The 17,005-nt window shown below is 60.2% G+C and carries 16 protein-coding genes; 2 read left to right on the top strand and 14 right to left on the bottom strand.

Annotated elements, in window-relative coordinates; all coding sequences use genetic code 11:
* Positions 1-10 precede the first annotated feature (10 nt).
* Genes B1722_RS13255 through B1722_RS13275 form a run of 5 tightly spaced genes read right to left on the bottom strand, consistent with a single transcriptional unit; the run spans position 11 to position 5,207 of the window.
* The gene (locus tag B1722_RS13255) at positions 11-3,100 is read right to left on the bottom strand and encodes a pilus assembly protein (RefSeq protein ID WP_086792856.1); all 3,090 of its coding nucleotides are present in this window, start codon (positions 3,098-3,100) and stop codon (positions 11-13) included.
* Entirely contained in the window at positions 3,087-3,566 is a 480-nt protein-coding gene (locus B1722_RS13260) for a PilX N-terminal domain-containing pilus assembly protein (protein WP_041065320.1), read from the bottom strand. The genes B1722_RS13255 and B1722_RS13260 overlap by 14 nt, the downstream gene beginning before the upstream one ends.
* An 11-nt stretch (positions 3,567-3,577) precedes the next feature.
* The gene (locus B1722_RS13265; protein WP_041065317.1) at positions 3,578-4,291 is read right to left on the bottom strand and encodes a PilW family protein; all 714 of its coding nucleotides are present in this window, start codon (positions 4,289-4,291) and stop codon (positions 3,578-3,580) included.
* Positions 4,288-4,737, bottom strand: coding sequence for a type IV pilus modification protein PilV (gene pilV, locus B1722_RS13270; RefSeq protein ID WP_041065314.1), 450 nt, complete (start codon positions 4,735-4,737; stop codon positions 4,288-4,290). Before pilV ends, B1722_RS13265 begins: the two co-directional genes overlap by 4 nt.
* Positions 4,734-5,207: a GspH/FimT family pseudopilin gene (locus B1722_RS13275; RefSeq protein ID WP_041065311.1), complete on the bottom strand. Its 474-nt coding sequence runs from the start codon at positions 5,205-5,207 to the stop codon at positions 4,734-4,736. The genes pilV and B1722_RS13275 overlap by 4 nt, the downstream gene beginning before the upstream one ends.
* A gap of 131 nt (positions 5,208-5,338) precedes the next feature.
* Here B1722_RS13275 and B1722_RS13280 point away from each other — a divergent pair, with 131 nt between their 5' ends.
* Positions 5,339-5,908: a GspH/FimT family protein gene (locus B1722_RS13280; protein ID WP_086792858.1), complete on the top strand. Its 570-nt coding sequence runs from the start codon at positions 5,339-5,341 to the stop codon at positions 5,906-5,908.
* Here B1722_RS13280 and ispH read toward each other — a convergent pair.
* The 6 genes from ispH to murJ all read right to left on the bottom strand — a co-directional run bounded on the left by ispH (position 5,865) and on the right by murJ (position 13,355).
* Complete coding sequence (gene ispH / locus B1722_RS13285; RefSeq protein ID WP_086792860.1) at positions 5,865-6,809, bottom strand: 4-hydroxy-3-methylbut-2-enyl diphosphate reductase; 945 nt, start codon at positions 6,807-6,809, stop codon at positions 5,865-5,867. The genes B1722_RS13280 and ispH overlap by 44 nt on opposite strands.
* A gap of 145 nt (positions 6,810-6,954) precedes the next feature.
* Positions 6,955-7,392 (bottom strand): FKBP-type peptidyl-prolyl cis-trans isomerase, encoded by a 438-nt coding sequence (fkpB, locus tag B1722_RS13290; RefSeq protein ID WP_174377367.1) that lies wholly within the window; start codon positions 7,390-7,392, stop codon positions 6,955-6,957.
* A gap of 7 nt (positions 7,393-7,399) precedes the next feature.
* Positions 7,400-7,912: a signal peptidase II gene (lspA, locus tag B1722_RS13295; RefSeq protein WP_041065299.1), complete on the bottom strand. Its 513-nt coding sequence runs from the start codon at positions 7,910-7,912 to the stop codon at positions 7,400-7,402.
* A complete protein-coding gene (gene ileS / locus B1722_RS13300) occupies positions 7,905-10,736 on the bottom strand; it encodes an isoleucine--tRNA ligase (protein WP_041065296.1) in 2,832 nt (943 codons plus the stop codon). The genes lspA and ileS overlap by 8 nt, the downstream gene beginning before the upstream one ends.
* 13 nt (positions 10,737-10,749) lie before the next feature.
* The gene (ribF, locus tag B1722_RS13305; protein ID WP_003228347.1) at positions 10,750-11,688 is read right to left on the bottom strand and encodes a bifunctional riboflavin kinase/FAD synthetase; all 939 of its coding nucleotides are present in this window, start codon (positions 11,686-11,688) and stop codon (positions 10,750-10,752) included.
* Positions 11,689-11,822: 134 nt separating this feature from the next.
* A complete protein-coding gene (gene murJ, locus B1722_RS13310) occupies positions 11,823-13,355 on the bottom strand; it encodes a murein biosynthesis integral membrane protein MurJ (RefSeq protein WP_086792865.1) in 1,533 nt (510 codons plus the stop codon).
* A 252-nt stretch (positions 13,356-13,607) separates the two neighbouring features.
* Here murJ and rpsT point away from each other — a divergent pair, with 252 nt between their 5' ends.
* Positions 13,608-13,880: a 30S ribosomal protein S20 gene (rpsT, locus tag B1722_RS13320; RefSeq protein ID WP_003228351.1), complete on the top strand. Its 273-nt coding sequence runs from the start codon at positions 13,608-13,610 to the stop codon at positions 13,878-13,880.
* A 120-nt stretch (positions 13,881-14,000) separates the two neighbouring features.
* Here the strand turns inward: rpsT and B1722_RS13325 are convergent, their stop codons facing one another.
* The 3 genes from B1722_RS13325 to cgtA all read right to left on the bottom strand — a co-directional run bounded on the left by B1722_RS13325 (position 14,001) and on the right by cgtA (position 16,946).
* Entirely contained in the window at positions 14,001-14,468 is a 468-nt protein-coding gene (locus B1722_RS13325) for a CreA family protein (protein WP_003228353.1), read from the bottom strand.
* A 12-nt stretch (positions 14,469-14,480) separates the two neighbouring features.
* Entirely contained in the window at positions 14,481-15,599 is a 1,119-nt protein-coding gene (gene proB / locus B1722_RS13330; protein WP_041065290.1) for a glutamate 5-kinase, read from the bottom strand.
* 123 nt (positions 15,600-15,722) lie between these two features.
* Positions 15,723-16,946: an Obg family GTPase CgtA gene (gene cgtA, locus B1722_RS13335; protein WP_041065287.1), complete on the bottom strand. Its 1,224-nt coding sequence runs from the start codon at positions 16,944-16,946 to the stop codon at positions 15,723-15,725.
* Positions 16,947-17,005 lie beyond the last annotated feature (59 nt).

The raw sequence follows: 17,005 nt of genomic DNA on the forward strand, positions 1-17,005 counted from the left end.
AAACTCTCATTTACTGTATTTGTCGCCACATGATACGACGGCTGCCGCCACCGGGTTTTTCCACCAGCGTGGTCACGGTGCCACTGGAATCGTTGACGAACTTGCGAGTCCCGCCGTTGACGATGGCGTTCAGGGTCGGAATCCCGCCGGTGAACACTACGCCACTGGAGATCGTGTCGTTGCTGTCGACCACGCCATCGGAACTGGTGTCGAGCACCGCGTAGTTGAGCATCTTACCGCTGAACGCATCGAGTTCGACCAGTTTGCCGGTACCGAAACTGGCACAAGGGTCCGTGGTGTCGACACTGGCGGTGGTAAACACGATGCGTCCGAGCACCAGACTGGCCTGATTGATCACCCGCTCGCCAGTCAGCACATTGTTGTACACCAAAGGCAGATACCAGCCCTTCTCCCCCGGATAGGTCGTGTCGTTCTGGCTGGTAGTGATGAACTGCCCGGTGCTGCCGGAGAACACGCCGGTCACCGCCTGCGCCTGCAGACTGCTGACCGTCAACTGTCCGGAACCGCCGTCGGCATCCCACACCGAGTAGAACGCCTGCAAATCCTTGTTGGTCTTGTCGGCGGTCTCGTTGAATTTGCCGGTGCCGACGAAGATCTGTTTGCCCCCCAGCGAATTGTCCGCCAGCAGCGGCTGCGCGGTGATCGGCTGAGTCGCACCGCCCGCCGTGGTGAACAGTGGTTTGCCGGAAAACGCCACGCCCCAGCTGTCGGTCGACGTCGCGCTCAGATCGAATTTCCACAGGCGCCCTTTCAAATCACCGCCATAGGCGGCCTGCACCACGTTCGAAGAATTGACCTTGAGCTTGACCGACGACAGACCATTGGTGGTCTCGGTGCTGTCGATGACGATCTTCTTGATCAACGAACCGTCACGCACATCCAGCACATACAAAGCCGCCACTCCGGAGTTGCTGCCATAACCATTGGCAATGAACGCCGCCCAACGACCATCGGCCAAGCGTGCCACTTCCGGGCGCGCGTAGGCATAACCCAGATCATTAAATGCGTTGGCTGTGTTCGCTGTGGCGGGTGCGCTGACTTCCCACAAGGCATTGAGCACATTGCCCGCAGACGCATCGAACAGTTGCAGCGCGTAGAAAGTCTTGCCGCCAGCACCGGTGCCGCCGATGGCCAGGGTTTTCCAGGCGCTGTTGATTTGCGCGTCATACACACCGACCTGACCGTCCACCAGAAACTTGTGGCTGACGCCATTGATGTACGCCGGATCGGCAATCAGCCGTAGTGACGGCAACACGCTGGACGGCATGTAGGCATAACGTCGAGTGCCGTTGGCCGAGTTGATCACGTTGACGAACCCGTCGTTGGCATTCACCACCAGACTCGAATTCATGTTCGCTGCTTTGGTGGTCAGGTACGTGGTGTAAGTGGTGTCGCCCGACAGGTCGGAGGCGGTTTTATCACTGGGCGAAGCCAGCACCAGTGGCGAGTTGATGATGTCGCCGAGCAATACGCTGCGCACCTTGAGCCCGGTCTTGTTGGTGCCCTTGCTCCACTCCACCAGATCGCTGCCGCTGATGCCGGTGGGCAGGCTCTGGCTGAGCGCCGTCTGTTGGGTCGCGGAAAAGTTGCCGTAGGCCAGCGTCACGGCGGCGTTGCTGCTGGTGTTCCACGATTGATAGGTCGGTGCGGTCGCGCCCGGGACGATAGTGGTATCGGTGGTCCACAGGGCCGCCGAGGTGTTCACCGCGCCCGCCGAAGTGAAGCCGAATGACTTGATCGTGCCACGCCAGTCCTTGGGGTCGTAGCTGGTCTGGAAATAACTGGTGCCACTGGCCAGCGTGGTGCCGCTGGTGACTCCCGCGCCGCCGGAACCGGCCTTGGAGGTGATATCGCTCAACGCCGAAGACAACGCGGTGTTGAGACCGGTGCTGTCGGTCGCCTGGTAATAGCGGCCCTGCCCGTAGCTGGCAGCGTCCGAGAGCATGTCGTTGTCGGCGGTAAAACCGACGGTGTAGGTATTCATGTTCTGCTTGGGAAAATCCACCGCGTTCCAGCTTTTGCCGGCAGCGTCGGTCCCCGTCGAACGCATGTCGATGTCGAAGGCGAATTTGGCAATGTCATCCAGATACAGCGTGTCACCCTCGTTATCGCCATTGGGGTTGTTGCCGTCATTGTTGATGCCGTCCCAGTTCGGCAGACGACTGCCACCCAACGGATCATTGCTCGGGAAGGTGCGGTCGTAAGTCGGCAAACCGTCGGTGATGACCACGCCGTAGTTTTTCTGGCAGCGGTACTGGATCGGACTGGTGTAAGTCGTCGGCGTGCTGTTGTAGTACGGCGCCATGCCGCGCATGTAGCGGGTGATTTCGTAGTAGGTTTCCGCCAGTGGCGTGTTGGCCACGGCACCTAAAGCGTTGATCGAGGAAATCAGCGCGTTGTAGTTGGTGTCGGCCTGCGCCTGGGTCACGCTGCCGGACACCGGTGACAGGTCGCTGATGGAGCGGGCGATGTAGCCACCATTCCCGGGATTGTTGTTGGTGACCGGGTTGAAGGTCGACAGGCCCATGCGCAAGTTACGGTTGCTGGTGACCAGGGCGGTGGACACGTTGCGCGCGACGTTGATCCGGTAGTCGTTGGGAATCGCCCCGGTGGTGAAGTCGCGGGTGCCGTTGTTGATCGCCAGACTGACCACATAAGAAATGTAATCCCCCGTGTAGCGCGTATTGCCGCCGCCCACCGGATCAGGCAGTTTCAGGCACAGCGGTGCAATGCTGTTGTTGTAGAAGGCGAAGGCGCCGCCGGAACAACCGGATGTCGGCAGGTTCGATAAAAATACCGGATCGCCGGTAATCGCGGGCGCATTCAATGCCGAACACAGGCCAAGGAACGCATTGCACTGCCGGGCCGGGGTGCGCGTGACGTTCGGGTCGAATCCTGCCGCGTAAATGATGCTGTTCATACTGCCGGAATCGTCGATCAGCAACATCACGTTGGGCGGCACCGCCGCTGCGCTCAAGAGTGGCGAGTCGGACGGCGTGAACGCATACGCCGGCGCCGCCAGATACAAGCCCAGCAGCATGCCGGCCAACAGTGTCCAGCAGCGCTCAATACTTCGCATAGACACTCTCCACCACACTGCGCGACGTACCGGCAATGCCGACTGCCGTAACCCGATACAGGGTCGCCGACGTGTTGCTCGGCACGTTGACCGCCGTCAGAGTGGTACCGATATTCTGTACACCATAAAAGCCGTTACCGGCTGCGATCCACGTTACGCCGGAAGTCGAATTAAGCCCCGCCGCACTGACCACCGAGGACTCTGCTGGCGGCGCACACTGCGTGGTATTGGCACACACCGCCAGCGAGTAACTGTCGAGCTGTACCGCACTCTCGCCGATACGCAACGCGGCCTCGGCGGTCTGGAACGACTGATTGCGCAGGCTGACGCTGCCGGCCATTTTCTCCTGCAGGTTGGCGCTCTGCATCGAGGACAGCCCGATCAAGGTCAGCAGCAACAGGAACACCAGACTGACCAGCAGCGCCATTCCGCGCTGGTTTTGCCGCTGGTTGAATGCAACTTTCATCAGCCCGGCCCTCACTGCAAGCGGTTGCGCAATGCGGCAACCACGTTGAAGGTTTGATTGGCCACCCGATTGTTCGGGTCGGTGAGGGTCAGGCTCAGGCGCACACTGCGGATGCGCGCCGGATCGCTGGGGTTGGCGCTGTAGGAGGAAGCCGCGACGTCGGTGGCGGACGCGGCCAGGCCGAAGGTCACATTAAAGGCACTGACGTTATTCACCAGGACCTGTTGGGTCGGGGTGCCGCTGCCGGTGCCCATGAGAATCTGGTTGTTGCTGAAGCTGTAGATCAAGCGGCGGATCGGAAAGGCGATCTGCCCGCTCGCCGCCGCCCGCAACCCGGTATAGGCCGTGGCGCTGTTGCGGCAATCGGAGAGCACCGTCCAAGTCGGTGTGCCGCCACTGCCGCCAACATCGGCGGTGACCAGGGTCAGCTTGAGGTTGCTGTTGTCCCAGTTGATCGGCGTAACCTGCGCCGCGTAGAAATCCCCTGCCGAACTCGCGTCAGTAATTGTGCCCAGGCAGCCAAACATGCCGACCATGCGCAGTTCCTGGATCATCTTGCTCAGGACAAAACGCGCGTCTTCCTGCATCGCAGCGGCGGTGTTCTGGCTGACGTAAGTGTTTTTGGCCGCAAGGAACGTCTGCACCACCCCCAGTACGATGATCAGCCCAAGCGCCAGCGCGATGAGCATTTCGATCAGGCCGAACCCCCGCTGATCATGCTTCATGGCGTGGCCACCGGGTCGACCGTGGCGCGACTGGTCAGAACAAAGCTGCGTGTGGTGCCGGTGGCATTCGCGGCCCGCGAGTCATTCCAGTTGATGGTGATGGTGTACACCCGCTGATTGAGGGTGATCGTGCCCGTGGCGGTGGGCCCGCCGAAATTGACGATGTTGGTGGTGAAGTCGTAAAGATCCTGATCGCGGGCCACACCGAGATTGCCCGAGGTCGGCGGCGTCACCGTGTAGTCGGCGGCAGCGTTGGCGCGGATGCGGTCCATCATGTCGTAGGCGATAAAACTGGCCTGACTGGTCATTCGTGAACTGTCAGTGTATTTCAGCGCATTGAGTTGCACGGCGGCTGCGCCCAATATCCCGACCGTCAGAATCAGCAACGCGACCAGCACTTCGATCAGCGACATGCCTTCCTGTGCCTGTGTGCTCCCTGCCCTCATCCGCAACTTCCACCCGATTGAATTCGTCCGTTCAGACACACGTTCAGCGTCCTGCTTTGCGTTCCCAGCACGTAACTGATGACCACCGCTGTCGACGGCGCCGCCAGGCCACCCAGATTATTGAAATCCAGTGCGGACACTCCTGAGGGTAGCGTCAGAGTCGCGCCGCTGCTCATCGCTGGAACAACCCGCAATACATTGGCCGCAGTGCCAGTACCGTCGTAGACCGACAATTCGCCGGTCCACACGCTGCCGCCGGCGCTCGGGCGCAAGCGTGTGGTCACGCCGCGATCAATCGCCTCCAGCCGCGCAAAGTTGATGGCACGCTGCAGGTCGCCCATTTCCGTATCGGCCTTGCTGCTCTGGATCGAGCGGGTGAAACCCGGCACCGCCAGGGTGATGAGGATCACCAACACGGCGACCGCAGCCAACAGCTCGGGCAGCGTGAAACCTTTTGTACGATGATCCATCGATGCCCTCCGTTGCCGTCGGCTATACCTGCTTCTACAAACTAGAACATTCGACCGGCCTGCGTCGGTTGATTTGCCCTGCCCGACGAAAAGGATCGTGCCGGGCTTCATGCTCCACGGAGGGAGTCGTCATGCCGCAACAGGGTTTCAGCCTGATCGAATTGCTTATGGGACTGGCGATTGGCGCAATTGTTCTGTCATTGGTCAGTCCGGCGTTCGCCGCCTTCACCGAGGCGACTCATCGCGAGCAGGCAGCGCGGTCGCTGCTCGAGGGCATTCGCAACGCCCGCACCCTGGCCATCACCCGCAATCAGAGTGTGGTAATCCATGGCATCGGTGGCGACTGGAGTCAGGGCTGGCGGATCATTCTGGATCTCAACGGCAAGGGGCCGCAGGACAGCAGCAATCCGCTGCTGGTGGAAAAGGCGAGTGACGGACGAATACCGATCGTCGGCAATTGGGCGGTGAGTCGTTATGTGCGTTTCAGCAGTCTGGGACAACCGCTGATGCCCGGGCGGGCGTTTCAGGCGGGGACGCTACATATCTGCTCGGCACGCGAGCCGGTCAGCCAACTCCAGGTGGTGCTGGCGGCAACCGGTCGGGTGCGCCTGACCAGCGCAAAGGCTGAGCAGGCGCTGTGCCTGACGACGAAAAACGTCAGATCGAGCGGACGCGCAGCTCTTTCGGCATCGAGAAGGTGATGTTCTCTTCGCGGCCGGCCAGCTCATCGGCACCCGTCGCGCCCCAGGCCTGCAACTGCTGGATCACGCCGCGCACCAACACTTCCGGCGCGGAGGCTCCGGCGGTGATGCCGATGCGCTCAACGCCATCGAACCAGCTTTTCTGCAGGTCTTCGGCGCCGTCGATCAGGTAGGCCGGCGTGGCCATGCGTTCGGCCAGTTCACGCAGGCGATTGGAGTTGGAGCTGTTCGGGCTGCCCACCACCAACACCACGTCGCACTCGTCAGCCAGTTGCTTGACCGCGTCCTGACGGTTTTGCGTGGCGTAGCAGATGTCGTCCTTGCGCGGACCACCGATGGCCGGGAAACGTGTGCGCAGGGCATCGATCACGCGACTGGTGTCGTCCATCGACAGGGTGGTCTGGGTCACGAACGCCAGTTTTTCCGGGTTACGCACCTGCAGTTCGGCCACGTCTTTTTCGTCTTCGACGAGGTAGATCGCGCCACCATTGCTGGCGTCGTACTGGCCCATGGTGCCTTCGACTTCCGGGTGGCCGGCGTGGCCGATCAGGATGCACTCACGGCCGTCGCGGCTGTACTTGGCGACTTCGATGTGCACCTTGGTCACCAGCGGGCATGTGGCGTCGAATACTTTAAGGCCACGGCCGGCGGCTTCATTGCGCACGGCCTGGGAAACACCGTGAGCACTGAAGATCACGATGACGTCGTCCGGCACTTGATCCAGTTCTTCGACGAAGATCGCGCCACGGTTGCGCAGGTCTTCGACGACGAACTTGTTGTGCACCACTTCATGACGCACATAGATCGGCGGCCCGAAGACTTCCAGGGCGCGGTTGACGATTTCGATCGCCCGGTCCACGCCGGCGCAGAAGCCACGGGGGTTGGCGAGTTTGATTTGCATGCTGTGCCTCGTGTCTTGCGCGCAAGAAATAGCGAAAACGGTTGAAAACATTGTGGGAGCGAGCCTGCTCGCGAAGGCAGTGTGTCAGACAACAGCTATGTTGAATGTCAGTCAGCATTCGCGAGCAGGCTCGCTCCCACATTTTTTACAGCGCTTTGACGTTGATGATCTCGACGTCAAAGGTCAGCGTCTTGCCTGAGAGCGGATGGTTGAAGTCGATGGTCACTTGCGCGTCGTCGAACGCTTTCACCACACCCGGCAACTCAGTATTGGCCGCATCATTGAAGATCACCAGCAAACCCGGCGACAGTTCCATGTCGACGAACTGCGAACGCGGGATGATCTGTACGTTTTGCGGGTTCGGCTGGCCGAAGGCGTTTTCCGGCTCGACGGTCAGCGTACGCTTGTCGCCGGCCTTGAAGCCGAACAATGCCGCTTCGAAACCCGGCAGCAGGTTGCCGTCGCCGACCTTGAAAGTCGCCGGGGTTTTGTCGAATGTGCTGTCGACCGTGTCGCCGTTCTCCAGGCGCAATGCAAAGTGCAAAGTGACTTCCGTGTTCTGGCCGATGCGTTGCTCAGCCAATACCTGTTCAGTCATGAACGGCTTCTCCGGTTTTCTTCGATTTGAACATGTCCAGTGCGAGCATCACCGCACCCACGGTGATGGCGCTGTCGGCGAAGTTGAACGCCGGGAAGTACCAGCGGTTCTGCCAGTGCACCAGAATGAAGTCGATCACATGGCCCAGGGCAATGCGGTCATACAGATTGCCCAGCGCGCCACCCAGCACCAGCGCCAAGGCGACGGCCAGCCAGGTATCGTTGCGGCCCAGGCGTTTGAGCCAGACCACCAGCACCGCACTGACCACGATCGCGATCAAGGCGAACAGCCAGCGCTGCCAGCCGGAGCTGTCAGCCAGGAAGCTGAACGCCGCGCCGGTGTTGTAGGCCAGGGTCCAGCTGAAGTAATCGGGAATGATCACGATCTGCTGGAACATTTCGAGCTTGCCTTCGAAGTAGAACTTGCTGGCCTGGTCGATGACCAGAACCAGCAAGCTCAACCAGAGCCAGCCCAACCGTCCGAAACGGCCAACGGCGTTAGGCATAGTGACGAACCTCGCCGGCGCCATCGATGTTGTCGACGCAACGGCCGCAGATTTCCGGATGCTCCGGGTTCACTCCGACGTCTTCACGGCAGTGCCAGCAACGGGCGCATTTCGGGAAGGCCGATTTGACGATCTTCAGTTTCAGGCCACTGACTTCGGTGGCTACCGCGTCCGCAGGAGCCTGAACGAAAGGTGCCACGCTGGCAGTCGAGGTGATCAGGACAAAGCGCAGTTCGTTGCTCAGCTTCGCCAGGTCGGCGCTCAGCGCGTCTTCGGCGAACAGCGTCACTTCGGCTTGCAGGTTGCCACCGACGGCTTTGGCCGCACGCTGGATTTCCATCTCTTTGTTGACCGCCACCTTCACTTCCATGATGCGATCCCAGTACGCGCGACCCAGCTCGAAGCCTTCCGGCAGTTCGGTCAGACCTTCGTACCAGGTGTTGAGCATGACGGATTCGTTGCGCTCGCCTGGCAGGTACTGCCACAGCTCGTCGGCGGTGAACGCGAGGATCGGCGCGATCCAGCGCACCAGCGCTTCGGAGATGTGGAACAGCGCGGTCTGGCACGAGCGGCGTGCCTTGCTGTCGGCGCCGGTGGTGTACTGGCGGTCCTTGATGATGTCGAGGTAGAAACCACCCAGCTCCTGCACGCAGAAGTTGTGGATCTTCGAGTAAACGTTCCAGAAACGGTATTCACCGTAGTGCTCTTGCAATTCGCGTTGCAGCAGCAGCGTGCGATCCACCGCCCAGCGATCCAGCGCCAGCATGTCTTCTGCCGGCAGCAGGTCGGTGGCCGGGTTGAAACCGGTCAGGTTGGAAAGCAGGAAGCGCGCGGTGTTACGGATACGGCGATAGGCGTCCGCGCTGCGTTGCAGGATCTGCTCGGACACCGCCATTTCGCCGGAGTAGTCGGTCGACGCGACCCACAGACGCATGATGTCGGCGCCCAGAGTGTCGTTGACTTTCTGCGGCGCGATCACGTTGCCCAGCGATTTGGACATCTTGCGCCCGGACTCGTCCACGGTGAAACCGTGGGTCAGCAGTTCGCGGTACGGCGCGTGATTGTCGATGGCGCAACCGGTCAACAGCGACGAGTGGAACCAGCCGCGGTGCTGGTCGGAACCTTCCAGGTACAGGTCGGCGCGTGGACCGGTCTCGTGGCCCATCGGGTGTGAGCCGCGCAATACGTGCCAGTGAGTGGTGCCCGAGTCGAACCAGACGTCGAGGGTGTCGCTGATCTTGTCGTATTGCGGGGCTTCATCGCCCAGCAGTTCGGCAGCGTCGAGTTTGAACCAGGCTTCGATGCCTTCGACTTCGACGCGCTTGGCGACTTCTTCCATCAGTTCGACGGTGCGTGGGTGCAGCTCGCCGCTTTCCTTGTTGAGGAAGAACGGGATCGGCACGCCCCAGTTGCGCTGACGGGAGATGCACCAGTCCGGACGGTTGGCGATCATCGAGTGCAGGCGCGCCTGGCCCCAGGCCGGAACGAACTTGGTGTCTTCGATGGCCTTGAGCGAGCGTGCGCGCAAGGTGTCGCCGCTGACTGGTTCTTTGTCCATGCCGATGAACCACTGCGCGGTGGCGCGGTAGATCAGCGGGGTCTTGTGACGCCAGCAGTGCATGTAGCTGTGTTCGATGACGGTGGTGTGCAGCAGCGCACCGACTTCGGTGAGTTTTTCGACGATGGCCGGGTTGGCCTTCCAGATGAACTGGCCGCCGAAGAATTCCAGCGACGGCACGTACACGCCGTTGCTTTGCACCGGGTTGAGGATGTCATCGTTGACCATGCCGTATTTCTTGCAGGTCACGAAGTCGTCCACACCGTAGGCCGGAGCGGAGTGAACCACGCCGGTGCCAGCGCCCAGTTCGACGTAGTCGGCCAGGTACACCGGCGACAGGCGGTCGTAGAACGGGTGGCGGAAGTTGATCAGTTCCAGCGCCGAACCCGGCGCAGTGGCCAGTACGGTGCCTTCAACGCCGTAACGCGACAGGCAGGATTCAACCAGCTCTTCAGCCAGGACCAGCAGCTTGTCGCCGATATCAACCAGCGCGTAGTTGAATTCCGGGTGCACGTTCAGCGCCTGGTTGGCCGGGATGGTCCACGGGGTGGTGGTCCAGATCACGATCGAGGCAGGCTTGCCCAGCGACGGCAGACCGAACGCGGCGGCCAGTTTGGCTTCGTCGGCGATCGGGAACGCCACGTCGATGGTCGAGGACTTCTTGTTCTCGTACTCGACTTCGGCTTCGGCCAGCGCCGAACCGCAATCGAAGCACCAGTTCACCGGCTTGAGGCCCTTGAACACGAAACCGCCCTTGACGATTTCGGCGAGGGCGCGGATTTCACCGGCCTCGTTCTTGAAGTCCATGGTCTTGTACGGGTTGGCGAAGTCGCCGAGCACGCCGAGGCGGATGAACTCGGTCTTCTGCCCTTCGATCTGCTCGGTGGCGTAGGCACGGCACAGCTCGCGGGTCTTGTCCGCGCCCAGGTTCTTGCCGTGGGTCACTTCAACCTTGTGCTCGATCGGCAGGCCATGGCAGTCCCAACCCGGAACATAAGGCGCGTCGAAACCCGACAGGGTTTTCGAGCGGATGATCATGTCCTTGAGAATCTTGTTCAGTGCGTGACCGATGTGGATCGTGCCGTTGGCGTACGGAGGGCCGTCGTGCAGGACGAACTTCGGACGATCCTTGCCAATCTCGCGCAACTTTCCGTACAGGCCAATACTGTCCCAGCGCTGCAGAATCTGCGGTTCGCGCTGTGGCAGGCCGGCCTTCATTGGGAAGGCGGTGTCCGGAAGGTTTAGCGTGGCTTTATAGTCGGTCATTTAAGGCTCTTCATTAGCGATGGGCGCTAGGTGCGGCTAGTGCACGGGCGGCGGCGACATCCGCGTTGATCGCCGTTTTCAGTGCCTCCAGGGAGGCGAAACGCTGCTCTTCACGCAGCTTTTGGTGGAAAACCACCGTCAGACGCCGGTCATACAGATCGCCGGCAAAATCCAGTAGATGAACTTCAAGGTGGGCTTTGCCATCACCTTGGACCGTGGGCCGCACGCCGATGTTGGCGACGCCGGGCCAGGTCTTGCCGTCGATGTCCACATCCACCAGGTATACCCCGGTGAACGGCACACGACGACGCTTGAGTTGAATGTTGGCAGTGGGCGTACCCAGTTGCCGGGCCAGTTTCTGGCCGTGCAGCACGCGACCGGCGATCCGGTACGGGCGGCCGAGCAAGCGTTCGGCCAAGGCAAAATCGGCGGCGGCCAACGCGTTGCGCACCTGGGTGCTGCTGACACGAATGCCGTCCAGCTCGACGGTTTGCGCGGCTTCGACGGTAAAACCGTGAACCTGCCCGGCCTGCAGCAGGAAATCGAAATCGCCGAGGCGGTCGCAACCAAAGCGAAAATCGTCGCCGACTTCCAGATGCTGCACGCCGAGACCGTCCACCAGGATGGTATCGACGAACTCACTGGCGCTGAGCTTGCTCAGGCGCTGGTTGAATGCCAGGCACAACACCCGGTCGACACCTTCGGCAGCCAGCAGCTGCAATTTGTCGCGCAAGCGGGCCAGACGTGCCGGCGCGGTCTCCGGGGCAAAGAACTCCCGGGGCTGCGGCTCGAAAATCACCACGCAGCTGGGTACGCCCAACTCAAGCGCACGCTCACGCAGCCGGGCCAGGATAGCCTGGTGACCACGGTGAACACCGTCAAAGTTGCCAATAGTGGCGACGCAGCCCCGATGCTGGGGGCGCAAGTTGTGGAGGCCTCGAACCAGCTGCATAACGCGCTTCTTGCTCATAAAGTGGTCGATTATAACCACACCCGACGGTCGACGACAGGCAACACCGTAACGCAAAGTGCTCGAGCCGACAAAACTGCCAGCCCATGCCCGTATTTAATGGCTGAAACCTCAGCTCAAGCCTTGCGATTGAAGTCACGCAGGCGGAAACCGAGCAGCAGCAACATACCGAAATACGCCACCACACCAGCAACCACCAGCGCCCCCAGACGCAGGAAGCGCTCCAGCATGTGTCCCTGATCCCAGGCCGGCATGAAATGCATGCCCAGCAGCAGCACTGCCGACATCACCGCCACCGCTACCACCAGCTTGAAACCGAACATGTACCAGCCCGGTTGCGGCTGATACATCTTTTGCTTGCGCAGTTGATAGAACAGCAACCCGGCATTGAGGCAGGCCCCGGCACTGATCGCCAGCGCCAGACCGGCGTGAGCCAGCGGGCCGATCAACACCAGATTGAACAACTGCGTGCACACCAGCGTGAAGATTGCGATTTTCACCGGGGTGCGGATGTTCTGTTGCGCATAAAAGCCCGGCGCCAGCACTTTGATCACGATAATTCCGAGCAGACCGACAGAATAGGCAATCAGCGCACGCTGGGTCATGGACGCATCGAACGCGCTGAATTGCCCGTACTGGAACAGAGAAACGGTCAGCGGCTCGGCGAGAATCCCCAGCGCCAATGCACACGGCAGCACCAGCACAAAGCACAGGCGCAGGCCCCAGTCGAGGATCCGCGAATATTCGTGGCGATCCTTGCTCGCATAGGTCTTGGCCAATGTCGGCAGCAGAATCGTGCCCAACGCTACGCCGAGCACGCCGGACGGCAGCTCCATCAAACGGTCGGCGTAATACATCCACGACACCGACCCGGCCACCAGGAACGAAGCGAAAATGGTGTTGATGATCAGCGAAATCTGACTCACCGAGACGCCAATGATCGCCGGCAACATCTGCTTCATCACTCGCCAGACACCGGTATCACGCAGGTTCAGGCGTGGCAGCACCAGCATGCCGATCTTTTTCAGGTGCGGCAGTTGATAGAGCAACTGCGCCAGACCACCGACCAGCACCGCCCAGCCCAACGCCATGACCGGCGGGTTGAAATACGGCGTCAGGAACAGCGAAAACACGATCATGCTGACGTTAAGCAGGGTCGGCACGAAGGCCGGCACCGAAAAACGGTTCCAGGTATTGAGAATCGCCCCGGCCAGCGAGGACAGGGAGATCAGCAATATATAAGGGAACGTCACCCGCAACAGATCAGAGGTGAGCTGGAATTTTTCCGGTGTGTCGGTAAAACCCGGAGCCGTGGCCCAGATCACCCACGGTGCAGCGATCATCCCCAGCGCGGTAACCAGCGCCAGCACCAGGGTCAGCAAACCGGAAACGTAAGCGATAAAGGAGCGAGTCGCCTCTTCGCCCTTTTGGCTTTTGTATTCGGCCAGAATCGGCACGAAAGCCTGCGAGAACGCACCCTCGGCGAAGATTCGTCGCAGCAGGTTGGGCAATTTGAAGGCAATGAAAAAGGCGTCCGTCGCCATTCCGGCGCCGAAGGTGCGAGCGATGAGCGTGTCACGGACGAACCCCAGAATCCGGGAAAGCATCGTGATAGAGCTGACAGCGGCCAACGATTTGAGCAGATTCATTGAGGAAATTAGTGCCTGTCGATAAACAGCAGGCGAACAATGCGCCTACTTGTGCGATACTCCGCGCCGCAACAGCACAGAGCCAAAGCTCGCGAGTTTACAGGTCAAGCGCCGGAAATAAATATCCCGCCTCTTTATACCTACCACTTAGCGGAACGTTTCAAGCGCCCTTGACAAGACTTCTCTTCATCGGCATGATTCGCGGCCTATTTTGTTTGCTATTTCCTAAAAAGTCTTTCGAGGAGCTCGACGGTGGCCAACTCACCTTCCGCCAAAAAACGTGCAAAACAGGCTGAGAAGCGTCGCAGCCACAACGCCAGCCTGCGTTCCATGGTTCGTACCTACATCAAGAATGTAGTTAAAGCCATCGACGCAAAAGACGCTGAAAAAGCTCAAGCTGCATACGTTCTGGCTGTGCCAGTTATCGACCGCATGGCCGATAAAGGCATCATCCACAAGAACAAGGCTGCTCGTCATAAGAGCCGTCTGAATGGCCACGTCAAAGCACTGAAAGAAGCTGCTTAATCGACGTAGTCATTAAAAAACCGACCTTAGGGTCGGTTTTTTATTGCCTGCAATTTGATAAACGCAGAGCAAAAAAATGCAGGAGCGAGCAAGCTCACCCCTGCAATTGGTTTTGCGCTGTTACTGCTGGACCGGCACCCACGGCACGATCGGAATTGCGGTTACCGCATTCTGCGGACTCCCTTCGATCACGCGATCGCTGTAGACCAGATACACCAGCGTATTGCGCTTCTTGTCGAGGAAACGCACCACCTGCATGGTCTTGAACACCAGCGACGTGCGCTCCTTGAACACCTCGTCGCCGTCTTTCAACTCACCCTTGAACTTGATCGGACCCACCTGGCGACAGGCAATCGACGCTTCAGCGCGATCCTCGGCCAGACCGAGGCCACCCTTCACCCCACCCGTTTTGGCGCGAGACAGGTAGCAGGTCACGCCGTCGACTTTCGGATCATCGAAAGCCTCGACTACGATTCGGTCATTCGGGCCGACGAACTTGAACACCGTCGACACCTGACCGATTTCCTCGGCCGAGGCCAGCAATGGCAACGCCATCAGCAGACCCAACAATCCTTTTGCCATGCGCATGCGTAATTTCCCTTAGACCAGAATCAGGTTGTCACGGTGAACCAGTTCCGGCTCAGCCATGTAGCCCAGCACGCCGACAATTGCATCCGACGACTGACCAATGATTTTTTGCGCCTCAAGCGCACTGTAGTTAGCCAGTCCACGGGCAATCTCGCGACCATCAGGTGCCACGCAGACCACCATTTCGCCCCGGCGAAAACTGCCCTGAACCAGCTTCACTCCGACCGGCAACAGACTCTTGTGGCCCTGCGACAATGCCGACACCGCACCTTCGTCCAGCACCAGCGTGCCGCGAGTTTGCAGATGCCCGGCCAGCCACTGCTTGCGCGCAGCCAGCATGCCGCGCTCAGGCGACAGCAGCGTGCCGATGCGTTCACCCGCCTTCAAACGATCAAGCACTCGCTCCAGACGCCCACCGACGATGATCGTATGCGCCCCGGAACGCGCCGCCAGACGTGCCGCTCGCAGCTTGGTCTGCATGCCGCCACGCCCCAGCGCACCGCCGGTGCCGCCCGCCACCGCATCCAGAGTCGGATCATCGGCACGCGCCTCATAAATCAGTTGCGCATCGGGGTTATTGCGCGGATCAGCATCGAACATGCCATCGCGATCGGTGAGGATCACCAGCAGATCAGCCTCGACCAGGTTGGCCACCAGCGCTGCCAGCGTGTCGTTGTCGCCGAAACGAATTTCGTCAGTGACCACCGTGTCGTTTTCGTTGATCACCGGGATGACTTTCAGCTCGACCAGTGCACGCAGGGTGCTGCGGGCGTTCAGGTAGCGCTTGCGGTCGGACAAGTCATCGTGAGTCAGGAGAATCTGCGCGGTGTGCCGACCGTGCTCGGCAAAGCTCGATTCCCAGGCCTGCACCAAGCCCATCTGACCGATTGCCGCGGCAGCCTGGAGCTCGTGCATCGCACTGGGTCGTGCGGTCCATCCCAGACGGCTCATGCCGGCAGCCACAGCACCGGAAGACACCAGCACCAGCTCGACACCCGCCTCATGCAAGGCCACCATCTGCTCGACCCAGACACTCATTGCCGCGCGATCCAGCCCTTTGCCATCAGCCGTCAGCAAAGCGCTGCCGATCTTCACGACCCAACGCTGCGCACCTGTCACCTTGCTCCGCATCATCTTCAACCTTAGCTTGAGGGCAGCGCGACCCAGCGCCGCCCATGTCGTTATTTGTGACTTGCGATTTCCAGATACTAAAACGCCGCTCGATTGAGCGGCGCTTAAGTTTACTGCAACGAATCAGTCGCGCACGTAAATGATTTCCGGACCGTCTTCATCATCCACATCTTCTTCGTCCCAGTCATCGTCGCCGATGTCATGGACCGACTTCACACCGCTGCGACGCAGGGCACGCTTGTCGTCCAGCGCCTGCAATTGAGCACGAGCTTCATCTTCGATGCGCTGATCGAGATCGGCCAGCTCTTCCTTGTACGCCGGGTCGTTAGCCAGACGATCGGCACGATCTTCCAGGTAACGCATGATGTCGCGCGTCAGACGCTCGGTGCCTTCTTTGGCGATGGCCGAGATCACGTAGACCGGACCTTCCCACTGCAGACGATCGACGATTTCCTTGACGCGCTCTTCGTGCTCTTCTTCAAGGATCTGGTCGCATTTGTTCAGCACCAGCCAACGATCACGCTCAGCCAGCGAAGGACTGAATTTGACCAGTTCATTGACGATCACTTCAGCCGCGTCTGGTGCACTGCTGTCATCCAGCGGCGCCATGTCGACAAGGTGCAGCAACAGACGCGTACGCGCCAGGTGCTTGAGGAAGCGAATACCCAGACCGGCACCGTCGGAAGCGCCTTCGATCAGACCCGGAATGTCGGCGATGACGAAGCTTTTCCAGCGGTCGACGCTGACCACACCCAGGTTCGGCACCAGCGTGGTGAACGGGTAGTCGGCGACTTTCGGCTTGGCCGCCGACACCGAACGGATAAAGGTACTTTTACCGGCGTTCGGCAAGCCCAGCAGACCAACGTCGGCCAGCACTTTCATTTCCAGCTTCAGGTCGCGCTGCTCACCCGGCTTGCCCGGCGTAGTCTGGCGCGGCGCACGGTTGGTACTGGATTTGAAACGCGTATTGCCCAGACCGTGCCAACCGCCCTGCACTACCATCAGTTTCTGGCCAGCCTTGGTCAGGTCGCCAATCACTTCCTGGGTGGCCGAGTCGATCACGGTGGTACCGACCGGCACGCGCAGGATCAGGTCTTCACCCTTCTTGCCGGTGCAATCGGTGCTGCCGCCGTTGGAGCCACGCTCGGCATCGAAGTGCCGGGTGTAACGGTAGTCGACCAGGGTGTTGAGGTTTTCGTCGGCCATCATGTAGATGGAACCGCCGTCACCGCCGTCACCACCGTTCGGGCCGCCGTTCTCAATGAATTTTTCCCGACGGAAACTCATGCAGCCATTGCCGCCGTCGCCAGCTTTTACGCGGATCGATACTTCGTCTACAAACTTCATAACTCAACGCCTCTCGCCATACGGACGAGCCGAAAAACAATCAAGACATAAGACTCTTG

Source organism: Pseudomonas sp. SCPG-7 (assembly GCF_002156405.1).
Lineage (GTDB): Bacteria > Pseudomonadota > Gammaproteobacteria > Pseudomonadales > Pseudomonadaceae > Aquipseudomonas > Aquipseudomonas parakoreensis.